The organism is Geomonas oryzisoli (assembly GCF_018986915.1).
GTDB classification, from domain to species: domain Bacteria; phylum Desulfobacterota; class Desulfuromonadia; order Geobacterales; family Geobacteraceae; genus Geomonas; species Geomonas oryzisoli.
In genome coordinates, this window is the sequence record NZ_CP076723.1 from 312,359 (window position 1) to 329,906 (window position 17,548).

Sequence of the window (17,548 nt, forward strand, 5' to 3'; positions counted from 1 at the left end):
TTGAAAAGGCCGCTACCTTCCCCCTCCCTGGCCCTCCCCCTCCGGGGGAGGGGACGCTTCATTTCGGGATGTCATCGTGCTCTCTTCGCCGCCCCTCCCGCTCTCCCGCCGATAAATCTCCTGGAAATCGCAGCGCCCCTTGAGCCGATAGACGACGCCCCGCGCCCCCAGGATGAAGCGGGTGGTCCAGATGTGCACCGGCATGCCGCGCATGAACCCCTTGCGGGTCACCTCGATCATGGCATCCATGCCACGCCGGAAGAAATCCTCATCGCCGAAATCGAAGATCCCGTCGCTGAGCCACGGCTCCAGTTGCCAGCGGATCACCCTGCCGATCAACTCCAGCCGTTCCCGTCCCATCTGCTCAGCCGAATCGTAGAGGGATGCCTTGACGACCAGGCGCTCCATCTCCTCCTCGTCCCGGCGCAGCAGCGCATCTTCCACCTCGACCTGCATCTGCCACTCTTCCTCGCTCAACTGCCGGGTGCAGCCGAAGTCGACCAGTCCCAGCCGCCCGTCGGGCATGAAGATGTAGTTGCCGGGATTGGGGTCGGCGAGGAGCCAGTGGGTGCGGTACAGCATGCGCATGGTGGCGACGGTCATCAGGTAGGTATAGCGGTCGCGCATTTCCTGGGACGGCGCGCTGTCGAGGAACTCCTCCAGATGCACCCCTTCGAGGTGTTCTGTGGTCAGGACCCGGCGCGTGGAATAGTCGTGGTAGACGCGGGGGATGACGATCCCCTCGCCGGGGGTGAAGGAGTCGCGCACGGTCTGGGCGAAGCTTGCCTCGGCCAGGTAGTCGGTCTCGGCAAGGAGCACCCGTTCCACCTCGGCCAGCTTGGCCACGACGTTGCCCCAGTCCTCCCCCAGCCGCATCGGCTGCATGAGCAGGCGCAGGTTCTTCAGATCGGACTCGATGGTGCGGGCGATGCCGGGATACTGGATCTTCACCGCAACCAGTTCACCGGTGTGCAGCCGGGCACGGTGCACCTGACCCAGCGAAGCGGCGGCGAAGGCCTCCTTCCCAAAGCTCGCGAACAGTTCATGGGGCTCCTTGCCGAACTCGTCCAGGAAGACCTCGCGCACCATGGCGTAGTGCATGGGGGGAGCCTCGAAATGAAGCGCCGGTAAGAGGCGGGCGAACTCGTCGGGGAGGGCGTCCGGGAAGGTGGCCAGCATCTGCCCGAGCTTCATGACCGCACCGCGCAGGTAGCCCATGGTGCCCAGAAGCTCGAGCGCGGCTTTCAGGTGGGTCTCGCTTTTGAGCCGCTCCCGCTCCTCGGCATCGGCCCAGCGGCTGCGCAGCCAGTAGGCGAGGTAGGCGCAGGTGACCTTGGCCTGCAGCGACCCGAGGATCCAGAACCGGGAGAAGGAGGTGGTGGGGGGACGTTTGGCGGCGACGTTCTCCACCAGCTCGGCCAGACGCCTGCGTGCCGCCTCTTCCTGGCGAGGCATCAGGTCGAGCAGCGCTGCCCGTGCCTCGATTCCTCTCTTGCGCGTGGTCTCAGCGGACATGGTCGCCTCCCCTGTGCGCGCCGGAGATCATCTGCACGAAGGTGCGGATGGCGTAATCGATGAGGGCCCGGGAGGACTCCTGGTTGTCGGATTGGTCGCCGGTCCAGGAGGCGAGGATGCCGAGGTAGAGGGACCAGTAGATGGTGCCGGCGACGTCTTCGGGGGTAGTGACGAAGCCGTGGCGCAGCATGATCTGCCGCACGCACTCCAGGTGTTCCTGGCGCGCCGTCTCCCCTTCGGGGCAGACGCTCTTGCGCGGGAAAGGGCTCAAGGAGCGCTCCAGCACCGGCCCCAGGAAGGGGCGCAGGGGGCGCAGGCGGCGCAGTTCGGTGCCGATCAGCAGGAACAGTTCCTCCTCCAGCGATTCGCCGCCGTCCAGCCGGGTCAGGAATTCTTCCCGTCCCTGCGCCAGTGCCTCGTTCACCATGGTCATCGCCATGGTCTCCTTGCTGGGAAAGTAGTTGAACATGGTACCGGCGGCGACGCCGACGGCGAGCGCGATGTCCCGGGTGGTGGTCTGGTCGAAGCCGCGCGCGGCGAAGAGCTCGGCGGCCTTTTCAAGGATCCGGGCCCGGCACAGCTGTTTTGCCTGCTCGCTGATACGCATCGATTGCTCTCCCTGGAAAATGAACGCGCTCACTATAGCAGAAGCGCGGCGGCAGTCAATGCAAAAATGAGCATGTTCACAAAGGCGCAGTTGCAAACTCCCGGGGCGGCTGCTCCTCGCGTCCTCCCCCTCCCTTGACGGGAGGGGGGCGGGGGGTGGGTGAAGCCGTAAGAGTACGGCAATGATGGCACCTTCCCCCACCCCCTAACCCCCTCCCGCAAGGGGAAGGGGGACCGTTGGCGAAAAGGGGGACAGGGCAAAAGGGGGACAGGGGTAAAAGGGGGACAGGCACCTGCGGAGCCTGTCCCCTTTGCACGGAAGGAGACAGCGGGATGGGGTGAGCCAATGAGCCGAATATAATTGCGCCTTCGTTGTCTGTCATAGCCGCTGTGCTATGCTTTGTGAGTGAACCTGAAACGTGCCGCTGGATGTTGCAAGATACTTAAAAACAAGAAGATACGGAGCTTGATGTCCCCTCATACATAGGTGACTTATGGCCGAGTCAGGGAAGGTGCATTTAAGGCTGCAAGCTATGATCGCTATTGCCTTGGGTGGCATGCTCCTCTTCGAGATGGGAGAGGCCAACATCTACCATCAGACCAGCGCCAATCACATCCTTACCATGGCCGAATGCTTGGCCTGCCACTCCGAAGACTCCATCCGGCCCGTTTCAGTCTGTCTCCACGATCACTGCCTCTATACCAACGAGCACCCGGTACAGCGCAGGTACCCGCCTTCCGCCACAACAAGGGAGTTTGCCCCCGTCGCGGACATCCTGGCGGCGGGCTGCGTTCTGGAGGACGGGAAAATCACCTGCCTGTCCTGTCACAACCTGACCCGGCCGGCGCCGCACCTGATCAGGGATGGCGACGAGCTGTGCTATATCTGCCACAGGTACCTGAGATCCGGCTCCTGAGGGGTGATCCGGTTTGACTTTAGACGGCGGAGATGGTAACAAAAACTCTTCGCGAATTTCCTCCGCAGCCCCTGGGACATTGACTGATGCTCCGTCGCCTCCTTGCCTACATCAGTACCCTTCGTGTCAGACGCGTCATCTTCGTCGGCTGCACTCTGGCGTTCTCCGCCCTCCTTCTGCTGGTGCTGTTGGTGGCGTTCCTGCCCGCGCTCCTCTCCACCGACCCGGCGCAGTCCCTGCTGCGGCTGGGGATCTCCAAGGCCCTGAAAAAACCGGTTTCCTGGTCCGACCTTGACGTCTCCTGGTCCGACGGCATCGCACTCACCGGGTTGGTCCTGGGGGACGGGCCGCCGCCGCTTCTGCACGCTTCCCTGCAACACCTGAAACTCGAGCCGGGCCTGTCCCGCGACAAGGCGACCGGGCGCTGGTGCGTGAGCGTCGACCTCAAGGTCAGGAAGCTGGAAGCCGAGATCGTCCCCGGCCCTCCCAAGCCCCCCGAGGCAAAGCCGGTGCAGGATCCCCTCACCCGCATCGCTGAAGGGGTGCAGAAGTTCCAGTCCATGGAATGGCCGCTGCCGCTCGACCTGCGCCTTTCGATGGACGCAGCGCCCATGAAGATCCATTACGCCGACCCCGTCTCCAAGCGCGACGTGCTCCTGAGCGATTTCACCTTCGGGCTCGCCGTTCCTTCCCTGAGTCGGCTCCCGATCCGTACCTCCGTTTCCGGGAAGATCGCGCTGGACGAGGGGACACCGCACCCCGTGAGCGTGAGCGCCGAGGTTGCCGACCTGGTCACCGCGGCCTATCGCATCAAACCGGCGGCAGCGTCCCTGGCAGCCCGGGCGGCTCTTCCGGGACTTGTGTTCAGTGCCGGCGGCGGGGTGACCCGCCCCGAGGGACTCAAGGCAAATCTGGCCCTTTCCCTCCCCGAGTTGGTCCGCCTCGCGGCACCCTTTGCGAAGAAGCCCCTCCCTGACCTTGGCGGGAAGCTGGCGCTCGATCTGAAAGCGCAGACCGACCGGGCCGGGGACCTGCGGCTGGCGCTTGCCCTGGACGGCGACCGGCTGGCGGTGAGCCGCATCCCCGGCAAAAAGGGAGGGCTCGCGCCCCTGGACCTGCACCTGCGCCAGAAGCTGGTCAGCAACCACCAGCGCCGGCAGGTCTCTTTCGACGAGGGGAGCCTGGTGAGTCCCGGGCTGGTCGCTGCTTCATGGCATGCCCTGGTTGATCGCCCCACCGATAAGTCGCGCAGCGTCAAGGCGGAGCTGGGGCCGCTGCGCCTGGAACTGGGGCGCGCCCGGCAGGTGGCGGCGCCATTTCTGCCGAAAAACCTTCCGGTCCGGGAGCTTGAGGGGACTGTGTCGCTGGCGCGGTTGCAGGCGCAGCTCCAGGGGCCGGGGAACGACGGAACGGTGCAGATCCAGAACCTCGGGGTGGAGCTGCCGCGACTGCAACTTGCGCTGGCAGGCGGGCCATTGCAGGGAGAGGGAATGGTCCTCTCGCTGGACCGTGGGGTGATCCCCCTGAAAAAGATGAAGCCGGTGCGGGTCGCCGCCGACCTCTCCTGGGCCGGGCGCCGTGTGGACCTGGCCGGCAAGAAACCGGTGCGGATCGACGGCATGAAGGGGGGGGTGAGCCTCATCCTCACCGAAATCGATCTGAAGGGGAAACGGGCCCTGGTCGACGCTCGACAGAAGCTGGAGTTGGAGCGGGTCGGCGTGGGGAGCGAGCTGGCCCTGGAGCAGTTGCGGGAGGAACTGGAGCTGAAGGCACGCGCCTTTTCCGGCGGAGCCCTCGACCTGGCTCTCCCGGCGCTGCAGCTTTCCGCCCGTTCCGTGCAGGCGCACCAGCAGGGTAAAGACGTGACGCTGCAACCGTTCAACGCGCGCCTCACCGCGGAGGGGGTGCATCTCCCCCCCAAGGGACAGGGGAGCCCCACCGTGCAGCGCGCCACCTGCTCGCTCGCGGCGTCGGATGCGCTGGCGCTCGATGCCGAAGCGGCGCTTACCGGGCAGGGACGGCAGCTCGCCGCCAGCAAGGGGAGTCTGCGCGTCGACCTGCGCCGACTCATGCCGGTGGCGCGTTCGTTCCTTCCTGCCGGGTTCGATGCCGCGGGCCTCGCCGCCACCTCCTGGGACGTCGCGGCACCGCTGCCGGTAGCCCAGCTCCCCAAGGAGGAGAACCCGCTGCGCAAGGCGAAGGGAAGTCTCGCGTTGCTGGAGCGCGCCGACCTGTCGCTCACCCTGAACGATCTGGACCTGCGTGTCCCGGCGGCCCAGGGCACCTACCGGGTGCAGGGGCTCACCACGGCGCCGCAACTGCGTCTGGCACTGCCGCATCCCGGCAAACCGCTTGCCGTGGACGGCGGTTTCCGCTTCGCGTCGCTCTCCGGTCTCTCCGGCACGGCGGGGACGCTGCCCCTGCAGTCCGGGACGATCACCCTGCTGGGTGAACTGGCGGGGTGGAAGGAGCTCCGCCTCACCGAAGAATTGAAGGTCGCATCGCTGGGGCTGTCCCAGGTCGCGGACCTCACCGTTGGCCGCATCGATGCCCTCCTCGAGGACCGGGGGGGGAAGCTCGACGCGGCTACGCTCTTGCGGCGCCTGGACGCCACCATGTTCGCCCACCTGGAAGGGAACTTCCCGGCCGAGGCGAAGAAGGTGCTGGCGGGGTGGCAGCTGGCGGGGAACGTCTCAGCGGGCGCGCGCGTCGACCTCACCGCCGCACGGGAGCTCAGGGTGCGGGGCTACAGCAAGTGCCGCGACTTCGGAGTGGCCGACGGCAAGGGGGTCGCGGCGAGCGGCATCCGGGCGGATCTCGTGCTGGATCGCAGCTACGCGCTGGCGCAATCGCAGGGGAAAGGGGAGGATTGGGTGCCGCTCTCGGCGGGGCTGGTGCGGCCGGCGCCGGTGGCACCGCTGGGTGCGCCCAATTCGGACCTGTCGGCGCGCATCTACGAGGACCTGCGGGGGCTCATGGGCGGGCCGCGCAAGATCGGCGTCCGCAAGGCCTCCTTCACGTCCGGTGCCGTCCCCATAGACGCCAGCGCCCTGGAGGCGGATCTCCTGCTCGAGCCCGAGGTCCTGGGGGTGAGCTTCTTACAGGCCGAGGTGGGTGGGGGGACGGTGCGGGCGCGTGGCATGATCGATCTCTCCCGGGAGGTTCCGGTGCTGTCCACCTACTGCTATTTTTCGAAGCTGGACCCGGTGCTTCTCTTTCCTGCGGCGGGGGGGCAGCGTCCCGGAGGGGAAGGGGAATTGACCGGCGAACTGAGCCTTTCCGCGCCGCTGGCGACCGAACAGCGGGCGCTGCTGGAGGGAATGCGTCTGAATCTCAACCTGCGCCGTTTCAGCTCGCGCATCCTGGACCGTGCCCTCTTCGCGCTGGACCCGTACCAGCGCAACGAGAAAATCGTGGCGCAGCGTAAATCGCTGCAAAGTGCCGACCTGAAGGGGCTGCGGGTAAATGCCGTCGACGGCGCCCTCGACTGCGAGGGAGAGCTGACGGTGAAGGGGATCGATGTCGCCATCCCGAGGATCGAGCGTCTGCGTCTCTCCGAGCTTCCCATCCAGAACGAGCTGAAGCGGCTGCTGGTCTCCATCGCCTCGTCCAGGACGCTCCTGGACCTGGTCCGTTCCGACACGCTGGTGATCGACGAAAAAGGTAAGCCGTCCCTGAAAAGGAGGAGCAATGCCCACAACTAGAACCTGTTCTACGTTCTATGTTCTACGTTCTACGTTAAACCTTACGACCTTAAAACTTAGGACCCGTTCAATGTTCAACGTTCAACGTTCGACGTCTTTATCGATTGAAGCCAAGGGGCGTGCTGCGTTCACTGTTGTACGTTGCGCACTGAACCCGTTGTCAATTGTCCATTGTCAATTGTCAATTCCCGCTGCCGCCCTCGCCCTGCTGCTGGCATTGACTTCCGGCTGCACGCTCGCCAAGGTCGACGTCAATGTGGTGAGCGAACGGACTTCGCTGGAAAACCAGGTGCTGGGAACCTACAACGCGCTGTCCGAGGACGTGCTCCTGGTGGCGTCGGTGCGCGGGGTATCGCCGACGGGTAAGGTGGAAACGCCGCCCAAACACTCGCCGGAACAGCAGGAGGCCGCACAGGCACTGGAAAACATCGCCTTCCACGCCGATGACGTCGAGACCCTGAAACGGCTCGGGTGGGTGGGGGAAAACCTGGAGGGAACCCTGACCAGCTTCAACCGCGAGGTCCCGGAAAAGGCCCCGGCCGACCTGAAGGCTTTTGCGGGCCGCTTCGGAGAAGGGGAATTCCGCCAGGTGGTGAGCGAGGTGAACCGCTCCCGCGAAATCCTGATGCTCAGGGTGGTGCAGACCAACGAGAACTTCACCGCCAAGGACCTCCCCGCCATCCGCAAGGTCTTCGCCAGGGTGAACCGCCAGAACAGCGCCCCCGGCACCAAGGTGCAGGAGGATGACGGGAAATGGGTAACCCGATGAACGCCGCCGCGAAGATAACCCTGCTGCTGGCCCTCGCCGCACTCCTCCCCACGGGCGCCGGTGCGGTGCCGCTCGGGGAGGAACTGCTGGCTCCGGCCGCGCCGCGCCCGGCCCCGCGCTCGCGCCCCGAGGTCGCCCCGACGCCGGCGGTCTACACCCCGCAGTCCGTGCTCTACGCGACGCGCTCCCGGGACGGCAGGTGGATCGCGACCGTGGAAAAGGGGGATGCGGGCTACGAGCTCTGGCTGCATCCCGCCGGAAACGTCGCTGAACTGCCGCGCCTTTTGTCCAAAAGCCCGGTGCGCATCTCCGCTCCCGCCTTCAACGCGGCGGGTACCAAGCTCGCCTATGCCGACGAGCGCGACGACCTGAAGGGGGATATCTGGCTCATCGACCTGGCCGGCCCGGGCGCCGAGCCGCGCCGGCTGACCGGCAACGATGCCGGCGAAGACGCCCCGAACTTCGCCCCCGACGGCAGCGCCCTCTATTACCAGCGCCAGCTCCCCGGTGCCGACCGGCGCGACCTGGTACGCCTGGAGCTTGCCACCGGCAAGGGGGACGCCCTCCCCATCGGGATCGACGCGGCCTTCGCGTCCGTCTCCCCCGACGGCAACCGGATCGCCTTCGTCTCCCGCGACAAGGATCCCGGCGGCGACCTCTGGCTCTGGGAAAACGGGGGACGCCTGACCCAGCTCACCACCGGCGCGGAGCGCGACCTCTACCCGGTCTGGCAGGATGGCGAGACCCTCCTCTTCACCCGCTTCGCTCCCCCGGCCGGGGATGCGGCCAACGGTCCCGAGGGGGGAGCCGTGTTCCGGCTGCAGCTCAAGCGCCAGGGAAGCCACGGCTTCCCCGCCGCCTTCCCGCTTACCTCCGGCCTTCTTTCCACCGCGGCCCCTGTCCCGGCCGGCGACCGGGTGCTCTTCGTCGCGGGTGCCGCGGCGGGTGGGCAGGTCCTGTCGCTCCCGGCTTCGGGGGAAGTCCCGGACCAGGCAGATCCCGCCGCCCAATGGCAGGTGGCCCGGGTGATCCTGGAGCGCCAGCCTGCTGACCCGGCCACGGCACGGCTCGCCTGCCTGCGCGTGCTGGCGCGGGAGGAGGCCCCGACACGGGAAGGTGCACTCGCCTCGCTGGCCCTCGCCGGGCTCATGGAACAGGCCGGCGAGCGCAGCCAGGCCCAGGAACGCTACGCCGAGGCCGCCGTTCGTTATGCCGCCTTCCCGGAATCCTCGCTGGCCGCCATCGCCCGGGTGCGACTGGAGGCGGAGAGCCGTTGCGAAGAGGTGGTCGTCGCCGGACGCCGCACAACGGTGATCGCCGAGGCGCAGGAAGAGATGCTGCGGGCGGCAAAGGGGAAGGGGAGCGACGCGACCGCGCGCGCTCTCGTCGACGGCGCCAGACTCCAGGCCGAGTACGGCTCGGGCGCGGAGGATCAACTGGCCGCCATCGCCCGGTTCGAGAAGGCGCTCGCCGAAACCGCCGCCGCTCAGGACATCCTGGCCGAGGCGGCGTACCGCCGCGCGCGGCTTCTCTCCCGCATCGAGGGGGGGGAGGGATCGGTCGCGGCCCTGGTCGAGGTGGCCAGGAAATACGACCGGCAGGAACAGTGGGCCGAGGCGGCCATAGCCGAGATCCTGGACCAGTTGACCGCGAAGAACGCCGACGCGCGGGAGCGCCTGGCCGCCCTGGCCGAGCAGTACCGCTCCACCCTGCCGCGTCTGGCCATGGGGGCCTGGAACCGGGTCGGCGACCTCGCCTACCGCGGGGGGGACTGGGTACGCGCCAAGGACGCCTACCGCACCGTGCTGGAGCAGTTCCCTCCCGTCGCCACCCCGACCGCCGCGGCCCGCTTCGCGCTGGCCGAGATCCTCTACCGCGAGGAGCGCTACGGCGAGGCGACGGCGCTCTATGAAAAGGAGATGGGTGAGCACCCCGAGGACGCGCCCCTGTACCAGTTGGCCCGGGCCGCCTACCTGAGAAAGAGCCTCGCCGCCGGCGAGAGCCTGTACCGTCTGGGCGAGGTCTCCGCCGCCCGCGCCGCGTTCCTGGACCTGATCCGCTACGAGGGGAAGAGCCTCGAGGCGCACCGCGGCTATATCAAGTCGGTAGCCGCCCAGGGGCAGGCCCCGGAGCTCCTGGCGCTGTACAAAAAGATGCTGCAATCCTACCCGGACGATCCGGTACTCCTCTACGGGGCCGGGCTCTGCTACACCTACCTCCCGGGGAAGGGATCCCTCCAGGAGGGGGATCGCCTGATCGCGCGCGCCGCCGAGCGTCTGCCCGGCTCCGAGTACCCCTTCCAGACCCGCGGCTACATCGCGGAAGTATTGGAAACGGTGCACGGCGAGCAGGGTGGGCTGGAGCGGGCACTGAACCTGTACCGTCGCGCCAAACTCCTGAACCGTCCCCAGGAAAACCCGGAGAACAGCGCCAACCTCTCGCTCAACATCGGCAACATCGCCTATCTGCTGGGGCGCAACGCCACGGCATGGAACTTCTACAGCCAGCGCCTCGCCGCCAAGGCCCCCTTCGACAACGTCGACACCGAACTCCTCTTCGAGCAGCGCTACGGCGCGGTCGCCTTCCAGGTGGGGGAGAAACAGGCCGCCATCGACGGCTACGGCCGGGCCCTCAAGCTGGCTGAGTCGCGCCTGGAACCGGCGCGTGCCCTGGAGCAGTTCGGCCGCCTGACCCGCCGGGTCAACGAGCGGCTCTTCGCGGGGCAGAAGCTTTCGCCGCAGCAGGAGAAGTGGCTTGCCGGGCAGCAGTCGATCAACGCGGAGCTGGAACTGCTCGGCGCGGACCGGGTGGAGGCGCCTCCGGCCGCGGGTTGGCAGAAGTTCGAGACCGCCCTCAGGGGGCTTTTGGCGCGGCAGCGCAAGCTTGCCGCCGAGGCCTGCACCGGAGTGCCTCAGGGCGAGAAGTACCTCCTGGAGCTGAACGCGATGGCCGCGGCAGTGGAGCGCGAGCTGGACAACGTGCCGCGCCTGGTGGAGACCGGCGCGCAACTGCACGACCGGCTCGGCCTCGCCAATTTCGACGCAGAACGCTTCCAGCCGGCCCTGGCCCATTTCGACCAGGCCTACCGGCTGAACCGGGCGCTCGGGCGTCACGCCAATCTGGCCGCCAACCGCCGCTCCGCGAGCATCGCCGCCTACCGGCAGGCCGAGACCGCCTCCGGGGCGGAACGGCAGAGGCTCCTGTTGCTGTCCCGGGACGGGTTCACCGAGGTGCTGGCGCTTCTGGACCAGTATCCCCCCGAGAAGAAGAGCACACCCAAGCGCGGAGGCGGGCTGATCAACGTGGCCGCCAACGTCGCCCTCAACAAGGGGGGCGCCACCGAGGCCGCCTATGGTTTCTCGGCGGAGCAGGAAAGGCGTCTGGCCCAGAGCTACCTCGCGCGCATCGCCGCCGACCTCGGCGACAACGCCACGGCGGAGAAGCTGTTCCGGGAGCTGCTCGGGCGTTACCCGGAGCGGGTGGACAAGCTGGCCGAGGGGGACCTCTTCGGGGTGGGGCTCTTGAGCCACCGCGCCGCCCAGCTCGCCTACGCCCGCGGTGACCGTGCCGCCGCGGCCGCAGGGTTCAGGAACGCAACCGCCATCGCGCTCAAAAACGGCAACGCCGTGGGCTCCATGCTGAACCTGGTCAACTGGGGCATGCTGCTCCCCGGGGATGCCGCGCCGGGAGAGGTGGCGGAGTTTCTGGCGTCGCAGGGGGGCTGCTCGGCCCTGGCCGACTCCTATCGCGACGCCCTTCCCCCGGATGCCGTGGCCCGCTACGGCAACGACGTCGGCGCCATCCTGGCGCGGCTCGCCTCCGGGCGTCCCGACGACGGCAGCCGGCAGGCGCTGGTGTTCAAGGCGATTGCCGCCTGGGACCGGGTGCTCGCCTCGACTCCCCCTCCCTTGACGGGAGGGGGCAGGGGGGTGGGTGACCTCGCCATGGGCAAGGACTCGCCACGTGGCACCTTACCCCACCCCCAACCCCCTCCCGCAAGGGGAGGGGGAGAAGTGCACGCGCGCCTGGCGGCGCGCCTGAACCGCGCGGCGGCGCTCGCTTCGTTGGGACTGTCCGACGCGGCCCGGGCGGGTTACACCACGGCACTTGCCGAGGCGCGTGCCGCCGACAGCGGCGCCATGGCCTGGCGCGCACAGGCGGCGCTGGGAGACTACGATGCCGCCTTGAAAGTTCTGGACCGGCTCCCCCCCACGGAATACGACCTGCGCCTCGGGGAACTCGCCGAGCGCTTTGCGCCGCGCATCGAGGCGCTCGCCGCCAAGGATCCGGAGCAGGGCTTCGCACTGGTGGAGCGCCTCTCCGAGTTGGAGCGGGTGCAGATCCTGGGCAGGAGCCTCCTCGGCGTCGACGACCACGCCACCCTTGAGCTCCTGGCTAAGGCCGCCCCGCATTTGTCCGAACTGGACCGCGTCACCGCCGCGCTCGGGAAGGCCGCACCGGAGGACGCCGCCTATCTGAAGCTGCGCGCGCAGCAGGAACAGACGGTCCTGGACGGCATGCTCGGCAAGAAGCTGGAACTCCTTCCCCCCTTGTACGCCGTTGCCGGTCCCGGCGCGCTCCGCTTGGCCGCCTCGGCGGCGGCACTCCCGGGTACGCCTGCCGAGCGAGACCGCTTCGCCGCGCTTCTTCCCCCCTTCCGCAAGGGGTGCTCTTCCGGCAAAGGTGCGAAGCTCTGCCAGGCGCTGACGCCGCAGCCGGCCGAGGCGATCGATGTCATGGAGCGGCTTGCCGGACGCCCCGTGCTGCGCCTGGTGGCCCTTCCCGGTGACCGCTTCCTCGTGTTCGCTTTCGACGGCAAGGACGGCATCAAGGCGGAAACGCTGCCGCGCGAGGCGGTCGCGGCTAAGCTGAACGACCCCGCCCGCGTCGTCATCTACGAAAGGCCCGAACAGTTCGCCTCCGCCAACGTCCTCAGTTGGGGGGTGAGCGCGAGCCAGCTCCTTAAAAGCGTGGCGCAGCGCCGCCCGCTGCGGACCCAGGTGCTGGACCCGGCGGGGTTGTGGCCCTCTTTGGCGCCGTTTGTGAAGCTCCCCGCCGACGCGCTGCCGGGCCGTCTCCCCGATGCCCACACCCTGGCGCTTCCTGCCGCAGCGGGGCTTCTCCCTGCGGTGCCGAATCGCCCTGGTGACGGGGGAACGCTGAGCGCCGCGTGGGAGGATGCCGGTGGCGTCCGTCGCGACCTCGTGCAGCTTGCCGATGGCGACTCGGTGTCGCTCATCCTGGCTGCCAAGGGGGGGACGGGACAGGCCTGGTACCTCGGGCAGCTGGCCACCCTGGTCGGGGTGCCGAGCCTTCTCCTGTCCGATCGCCCCGCCGACCTTGCCCCCTTCGTGAAGAGCTACGCCGACCGGTCCCTCGCCCAGGCGCGGCGGGAGCTTCCGGGGGGGTGGCTGTTGATCGGCGACTGGGGGGGCGACGCGCGGGAGAGCGCCACGCTGGCCAAGAAGCTCTTCAACGACTACGTGAAAAATGCGGTGCAGGCACACAACGACGGGCGCTACGCCCAGGCGCTGGCCCTCTTCGACAACGCGCTGGTGGTCGCCGAGGCGACGCCGGAACTCGCCAAGAACCGCGCCGCACTGCATCGCCACGCCCGCGAGAGCGCCTTCGGCGCCGGCTTCACCGAGCGCGCCGTGAGCCATGCCGACAGCCTGGTGCAGCGGCTGGCCAAGGAGAAACCGTACTCCGCCGAACACGCCGACGCGCTGCTGCGGCTGGGGCTGTTGCAGGGGCGCCTGGAGCACTTCAAGGAGGCGACCGCCGCGCTCAAGGAAGGGGTTTCCATCTTCGCCGACCTGGGGCTCGCCAAGGACCAGGCCGCCGCCCTCTCCGACTTCGGCGTGGTCATGGAGAACGCGGTCGATTACTCCGCGGCGCGCTCGCTCTTCGAGGAGTCGGCGGGGCTGCGCGCCCAGTTGAAGGACGAGCTGAACTTGGCCGACCAGTACCGCAACCTCGGGCGCATCTTCGACCTGCGCCTGAACCAGTTCGCCGTCGCGGAAAACTACTATCGCAAGGCCCAGGAAATCTACGCCAAGAACGGCAATCCTGCCCTGGAGGCCGAGACGATCCTGGAGCGCGGCCGCTGCCAGCGCCTTATGGGGAACTTCCCCGCCGCCGATGCCCTTTATCGCGAGGCGCTGGCCAAGGTGGGCGTCACCGAACTGAAGACCCGCATGAGGATCGTGCTGGAGCAGGGGAACAACGCCTGGTTCCAGGGGCGCTACCAGGAGGCCTTCGACCTGCGCGAGCAGGTGGAAAAGGCGGCGCTCAAGGAGAACTGGGCGCTGGAGCAGGTGATGGCCAAGAACACCGGCGGCCTGATCTGGTGGACGCTGGGCGACAACAGGCGGGCGCTCGTCGAGCTGAAGCAGGCGCTGGAGCTGGCCGGCAAGCTCGAGGTGCGCCGCGACGAGAGCGCCACCACGCTGAACAACATCGGCCTGGTGCGCCGCGAGTCGGGCGACTACCAGGGGGCGCTGGAGAGTCTCGGGCAGGCGCTCGCCATCGACCGGGCCCTCGGCTCGCGCTGGGCCATCGCCTACGATCTCAGGAACCTCGGCCAGACCCGACTCAAGATGGGGGACCCCGCCGGCGCGCTGAAACTGCTCGACGAGGCGGCGGGACTTGCCGACGCCATCGGCGACAAGGTGAACCAGGCCAAGATCCACCTGGCGCTGGGGGATGCCCGGGCTCGCAGCAACATGGGCGGACCGGCGGCGCAAAGCTACCGGAAAGCGCTGGAACTGGCCGACGCGATGCTGCTCAGGGAGGTGCGCTGGCGCGCCCTGCTCGGTCTCGCGCGGCTCAAGGAACAAGGTGGTGACCGCGACGGCGCCGTTGCCTCCTACCGGCAGGCGCTGGACACGGTCGAGGGGCTGCGCGCCGAGATCAAGCTGGACCAGCTGAAGGACGGCTTCCTGGCGGACAAGATGGACGTCTACCAGGGGCTGGTGGGGCTCCTCGTCGACCTCGGGCGTCACGACGAGGCCTTCGCCGTGGCCGAGCGCTCCCGCGCCAGGAACCTGATCGACATCCTGGGGCGGCAGCGCCTCTCCCTCGCCGGGGGCGGCGATCAGGACCTCTACGACCGTCAGAACCGGCTGCGCGAACAGATCCAGGAACAGGAGCAGCTGGCGCAGCAGGCGGGGACCCCCGCCGAACGCGCCATGTACGCGGCTGCCCTGGACAAGCTGCGCGCCGACTACCAGGACCTCCTGCTCGACATCGAAAGGCGTCGGCCCGAGCTCCTGGCGCTGGTCAAGGTGGCGCCGGTCACCGTGGCCGAGGTGGAGTCCCTGCTGGAGCCGGGGGTAAGTCTGTTGTCCTACTACCAGCTCCCGGACCGGCTCCTGTGCTGGCGCCTGGAGCGGCAGGGCTCGCGGCTCTTCGTCCTCAAGGCCTCCGCGCGCGAGGTCGCCGAAAAGATCGCCACCTACCGGCGCATGCTGCAGAACCTGGAGCCCCTGGAGCAGAACTCCCGGGAACTGTACCGGCTCCTCCTTGCGGAACCCCTGGCCGGGGTCCCCGAGGGGCAGACCGTCGGCATCGTGCCCCACGGCAGCCTGCACTACCTCTCCTTCGCCACGCTCTACGACGGCCGCGACTACCTGGTGGACCGGCACACCCTGTTCCACCTCCCGGCCGCCTCGGTGTACCGCCACACCCTGGCGCGGCGCCAGGCCGAGAAGAACCTGCGCATCCTCGCCATCGGCAACCCGGACCTGGGCAACGCCGCACTCGATCTCCCCTTCGCCGAGAAGGAGGCCGGGACGCTGCGCTGGAACTACAGCGACGTGACCACCCTGACCCGGGAGCGCGCCACCGAGAGCTGGGTGCGTGAGAACATCGCCAAGTTCGGTATCATTCATCTCGCCTCGCACGGGGAGTTCGACACGGTGAACCCGCTCTTCTCCTCGATCCGGCTGGCAAAGGACAGCAAGAACGACGGCCGTCTTCAGGCGGAAGAGGTGTTCGGGCTGGACATCAAGGCGGACCTCGTGGTGCTTTCTGCCTGCCAGACCGGCCTGGGCGACGTGAAGAGCGGCGACGACGTGATCGGCATGAACCGCGCCTTCCTCTTCGCCGGGACCCACGCCCTGGTTTCCAGCCTGTGGCGCGTTTCCGACGTCTCCAGCGCGATACTGATGAAGCAGTTCTACCGGGACTACAGCCGCAGCGACAAGGCGCAGGCGCTCAGACTGGCCATGCTGCACGTGAGAAACCGTTACCCGCACCCGGGCTATTGGGGGGCGTTCGTACTGACCGGAGATTACAAGTAAAGAACACAACCCGGCCGGATCCGCTCCGGCCGATTCACGGAGGTGAAACCATGAAGAAGCGAGTTTTAGGCGGCGCGCTGTTGCTGCTGACCCTGTGCGCAGGGCAGACGCTCGGCGCCGAGAAACGCTGGGTGGTGAGCGAGGGGACCACCCTCAAGAAAGAGCAGTCGGTAAGTGCGCCGAACCTGGCCGACCTGCCGGTGGGCGCTGAGCTGACCCTCGTAGAGGGTGAGGGGCGCTGGCTCAAGGTGCAGACCGCCGACGGCAAGGAGGGGTGGGTCTACGCGGGACGGGTTTCCGACACCCAGCCGGTCGCGGAGGTCGCGGGCGGCGACGGCCTGCTGGGCGACAGCATGCAGAAGAGCCAGATCAACACCGCCAAGGCGGACAGCGCCCGCAGCGTGCGCGGCCTCTCCCCGGAGACCGCCGCGTACGCCAAGCAGCATGGCACGCCGGAGGCCCTGAAGAAGGAGCTGGACAAGGTCCTGGCGCGCAAGGTGTCCAACAACGAGGTCAATGCCTTCCTCAAGGAAGGTAAAATCGGCGAGTATGCCCAGTAAGGAGGGAGCCATGAACAAACTACGTCTTTTACCGCTGGTGGCGCTCTCCTGCCTGGTTGCGGCCCAGGCCCACGCCGGGTGGCAGGATACGCTCAACAACCTGATGAAGTCAGATTCCAAGGAAGGGAAGATCCTCTCCGGGGCCACCCAGGTACTCTCCTCGTCGCAGGAGATGACCTACCAGACCGAGTGCACCGTAGGCGAGAGCCTCGCCCTGGACAGCATGCAGCGCTTCGGCAAGCCGGTGCAGAACGAGGCGCTGCAGAAGTACGTGAACCTGGTCGGGAACGCGGTGGCCAGAAACAGCCGGCGCTCCACCATCCCGTACCGCTTCGTGGTGCTCGACAGCCCGGTACAGAACGCCTTCGCCGCCCCCGGCGGCATCGTCTTCATCAGTCGCGGGCTCCTCGATGTCCTGGACAACGAGGCGGAGCTCGCCGGGGTGCTGGCGCACGAGGTGGGGCACGTGGCCGAGAAGCACGCGCTGAAAAGCATCCGCCGCGCCCAGTTCCTGCAGGGTGCCAGCGCCATCACCGCCGCCACCATGAAGGGGAGCAAGGGGCAGCAGTTCGAATCGATGGTCGGCGACCTGCAGAACACCCTGTTCGACAAGGGGCTGGACCAGGGGATGGAGTACGAGGCGGACCAGGCGGCGCTGGAGACCACCTACCGCACCGGCTACGACCCCGGCGCCCTGGTGAGCGTGCTGCAAAAGCTCAAGAAGCAGGAGGCAACCGCGGCGAAGAACGGTTCCTGGTTCTCGACCCATCCGCCGCTGGACGAGCGTATCGCCAGGCTCTCGGCCCAGCTCGCCAAGTACCCCTCGGCAGGCTCGGTGAAGCTGCCGGCGCGGTTCGCGAAGTACGTGAAACCGGCCAAGGGTGGCAAAGCATCCAAGTGATGTGAAGACAGTCATAGCCCCGACAACGGGGAACGATTACTGTCATCGCTGTGGCAAGGGCAGGCTCAAAAAGCCTGCCCTTTCTTTTTGTTGTTCTTTCTTCTTTCTGAGACATGGGTACAATTGCCCAGACTATGGTAAAATTAATTGCACTTTGTTAGCCACCTGTCATATATTTGCTTACTATATCATGTGACAAAGACTGGAAGTCGCCCCGGCAATGACAGTTGGCAGCATATGGCAGCCGTCTATAGACCCCGCACAAGCTGCGCC

8 protein-coding genes are annotated in these 17,548 nt (G+C 67.5%); 6 read left to right on the forward strand and 2 right to left on the reverse strand.

Going from position 1 to position 17,548, the window contains the following annotated elements; translation table 11 throughout:
* Window positions 1–12: 12 nt before the first annotated feature.
* Window positions 13–1,515, reverse strand: coding sequence for an ABC1 kinase family protein (locus KP004_RS01405; protein WP_216800615.1), 1,503 nt, complete (start codon window positions 1,513–1,515; stop codon window positions 13–15).
* Window positions 1,505–2,122, reverse strand: coding sequence for a TetR/AcrR family transcriptional regulator (locus KP004_RS01410; RefSeq protein ID WP_216800616.1), 618 nt, complete (start codon window positions 2,120–2,122; stop codon window positions 1,505–1,507). The genes KP004_RS01405 and KP004_RS01410 overlap by 11 nt, the downstream gene beginning before the upstream one ends.
* Before the next feature lie 532 nt (window positions 2,123–2,654).
* On the opposite strand from KP004_RS01410, the gene KP004_RS01415 reads away from it, so the two are divergent.
* The 6 genes from KP004_RS01415 to KP004_RS01440 all read left to right on the forward strand — a co-directional run bounded on the left by KP004_RS01415 (window position 2,655) and on the right by KP004_RS01440 (window position 17,275).
* Window positions 2,655–3,038 (forward strand): cytochrome c3 family protein, encoded by a 384-nt coding sequence (locus KP004_RS01415; protein ID WP_239026895.1) that lies wholly within the window; start codon window positions 2,655–2,657, stop codon window positions 3,036–3,038.
* A gap of 86 nt (window positions 3,039–3,124) precedes the next feature.
* Window positions 3,125–6,742: an AsmA family protein gene (locus KP004_RS01420; protein ID WP_216800618.1), complete on the forward strand. Its 3,618-nt coding sequence runs from the start codon at window positions 3,125–3,127 to the stop codon at window positions 6,740–6,742.
* Between the two features lie 178 nt (window positions 6,743–6,920).
* The gene (locus tag KP004_RS01425) at window positions 6,921–7,511 is read left to right on the forward strand and encodes a DUF1318 domain-containing protein (protein ID WP_239026896.1); all 591 of its coding nucleotides are present in this window, start codon (window positions 6,921–6,923) and stop codon (window positions 7,509–7,511) included.
* Window positions 7,496–15,814, forward strand: a complete 8,319-nt coding sequence (locus tag KP004_RS01430) for a CHAT domain-containing protein (RefSeq protein WP_216800620.1) — start codon at window positions 7,496–7,498, stop codon at window positions 15,812–15,814. The genes KP004_RS01425 and KP004_RS01430 overlap by 16 nt, the downstream gene beginning before the upstream one ends.
* 50 nt (window positions 15,815–15,864) lie before the next feature.
* Window positions 15,865–16,374: an SH3 domain-containing protein gene (locus tag KP004_RS01435; RefSeq protein WP_216800621.1), complete on the forward strand. Its 510-nt coding sequence runs from the start codon at window positions 15,865–15,867 to the stop codon at window positions 16,372–16,374.
* A 10-nt stretch (window positions 16,375–16,384) separates the two neighbouring features.
* Window positions 16,385–17,275: a M48 family metallopeptidase gene (locus tag KP004_RS01440; RefSeq protein ID WP_216800622.1), complete on the forward strand. Its 891-nt coding sequence runs from the start codon at window positions 16,385–16,387 to the stop codon at window positions 17,273–17,275.
* Window positions 17,276–17,548: the final 273 nt, after the last annotated feature.

What these genes read in the sequence shown, in the direction of transcription:
- KP004_RS01405 (WP_216800615.1), bottom strand. Translation starts at nt 1,515, where the DNA reads ATGTCCGCTGAGACCACGCGCAAGAGAGGAATCGAGGCACGGGCAGCG.
- KP004_RS01410 (WP_216800616.1), bottom strand. Translation starts at nt 2,122, where the DNA reads ATGCGTATCAGCGAGCAGGCAAAACAGCTGTGCCGGGCCCGGATCCTT.
- KP004_RS01415 (WP_239026895.1), top strand. Translation starts at nt 2,655, where the DNA reads ATGATCGCTATTGCCTTGGGTGGCATGCTCCTCTTCGAGATGGGAGAG.
- KP004_RS01420 (WP_216800618.1), top strand. Translation starts at nt 3,125, where the DNA reads ATGCTCCGTCGCCTCCTTGCCTACATCAGTACCCTTCGTGTCAGACGC.
- KP004_RS01430 (WP_216800620.1), top strand. Translation starts at nt 7,496, where the DNA reads ATGGGTAACCCGATGAACGCCGCCGCGAAGATAACCCTGCTGCTGGCC.
- KP004_RS01435 (WP_216800621.1), top strand. Translation starts at nt 15,865, where the DNA reads ATGAAGAAGCGAGTTTTAGGCGGCGCGCTGTTGCTGCTGACCCTGTGC.
- KP004_RS01440 (WP_216800622.1), top strand. Translation starts at nt 16,385, where the DNA reads ATGAACAAACTACGTCTTTTACCGCTGGTGGCGCTCTCCTGCCTGGTT.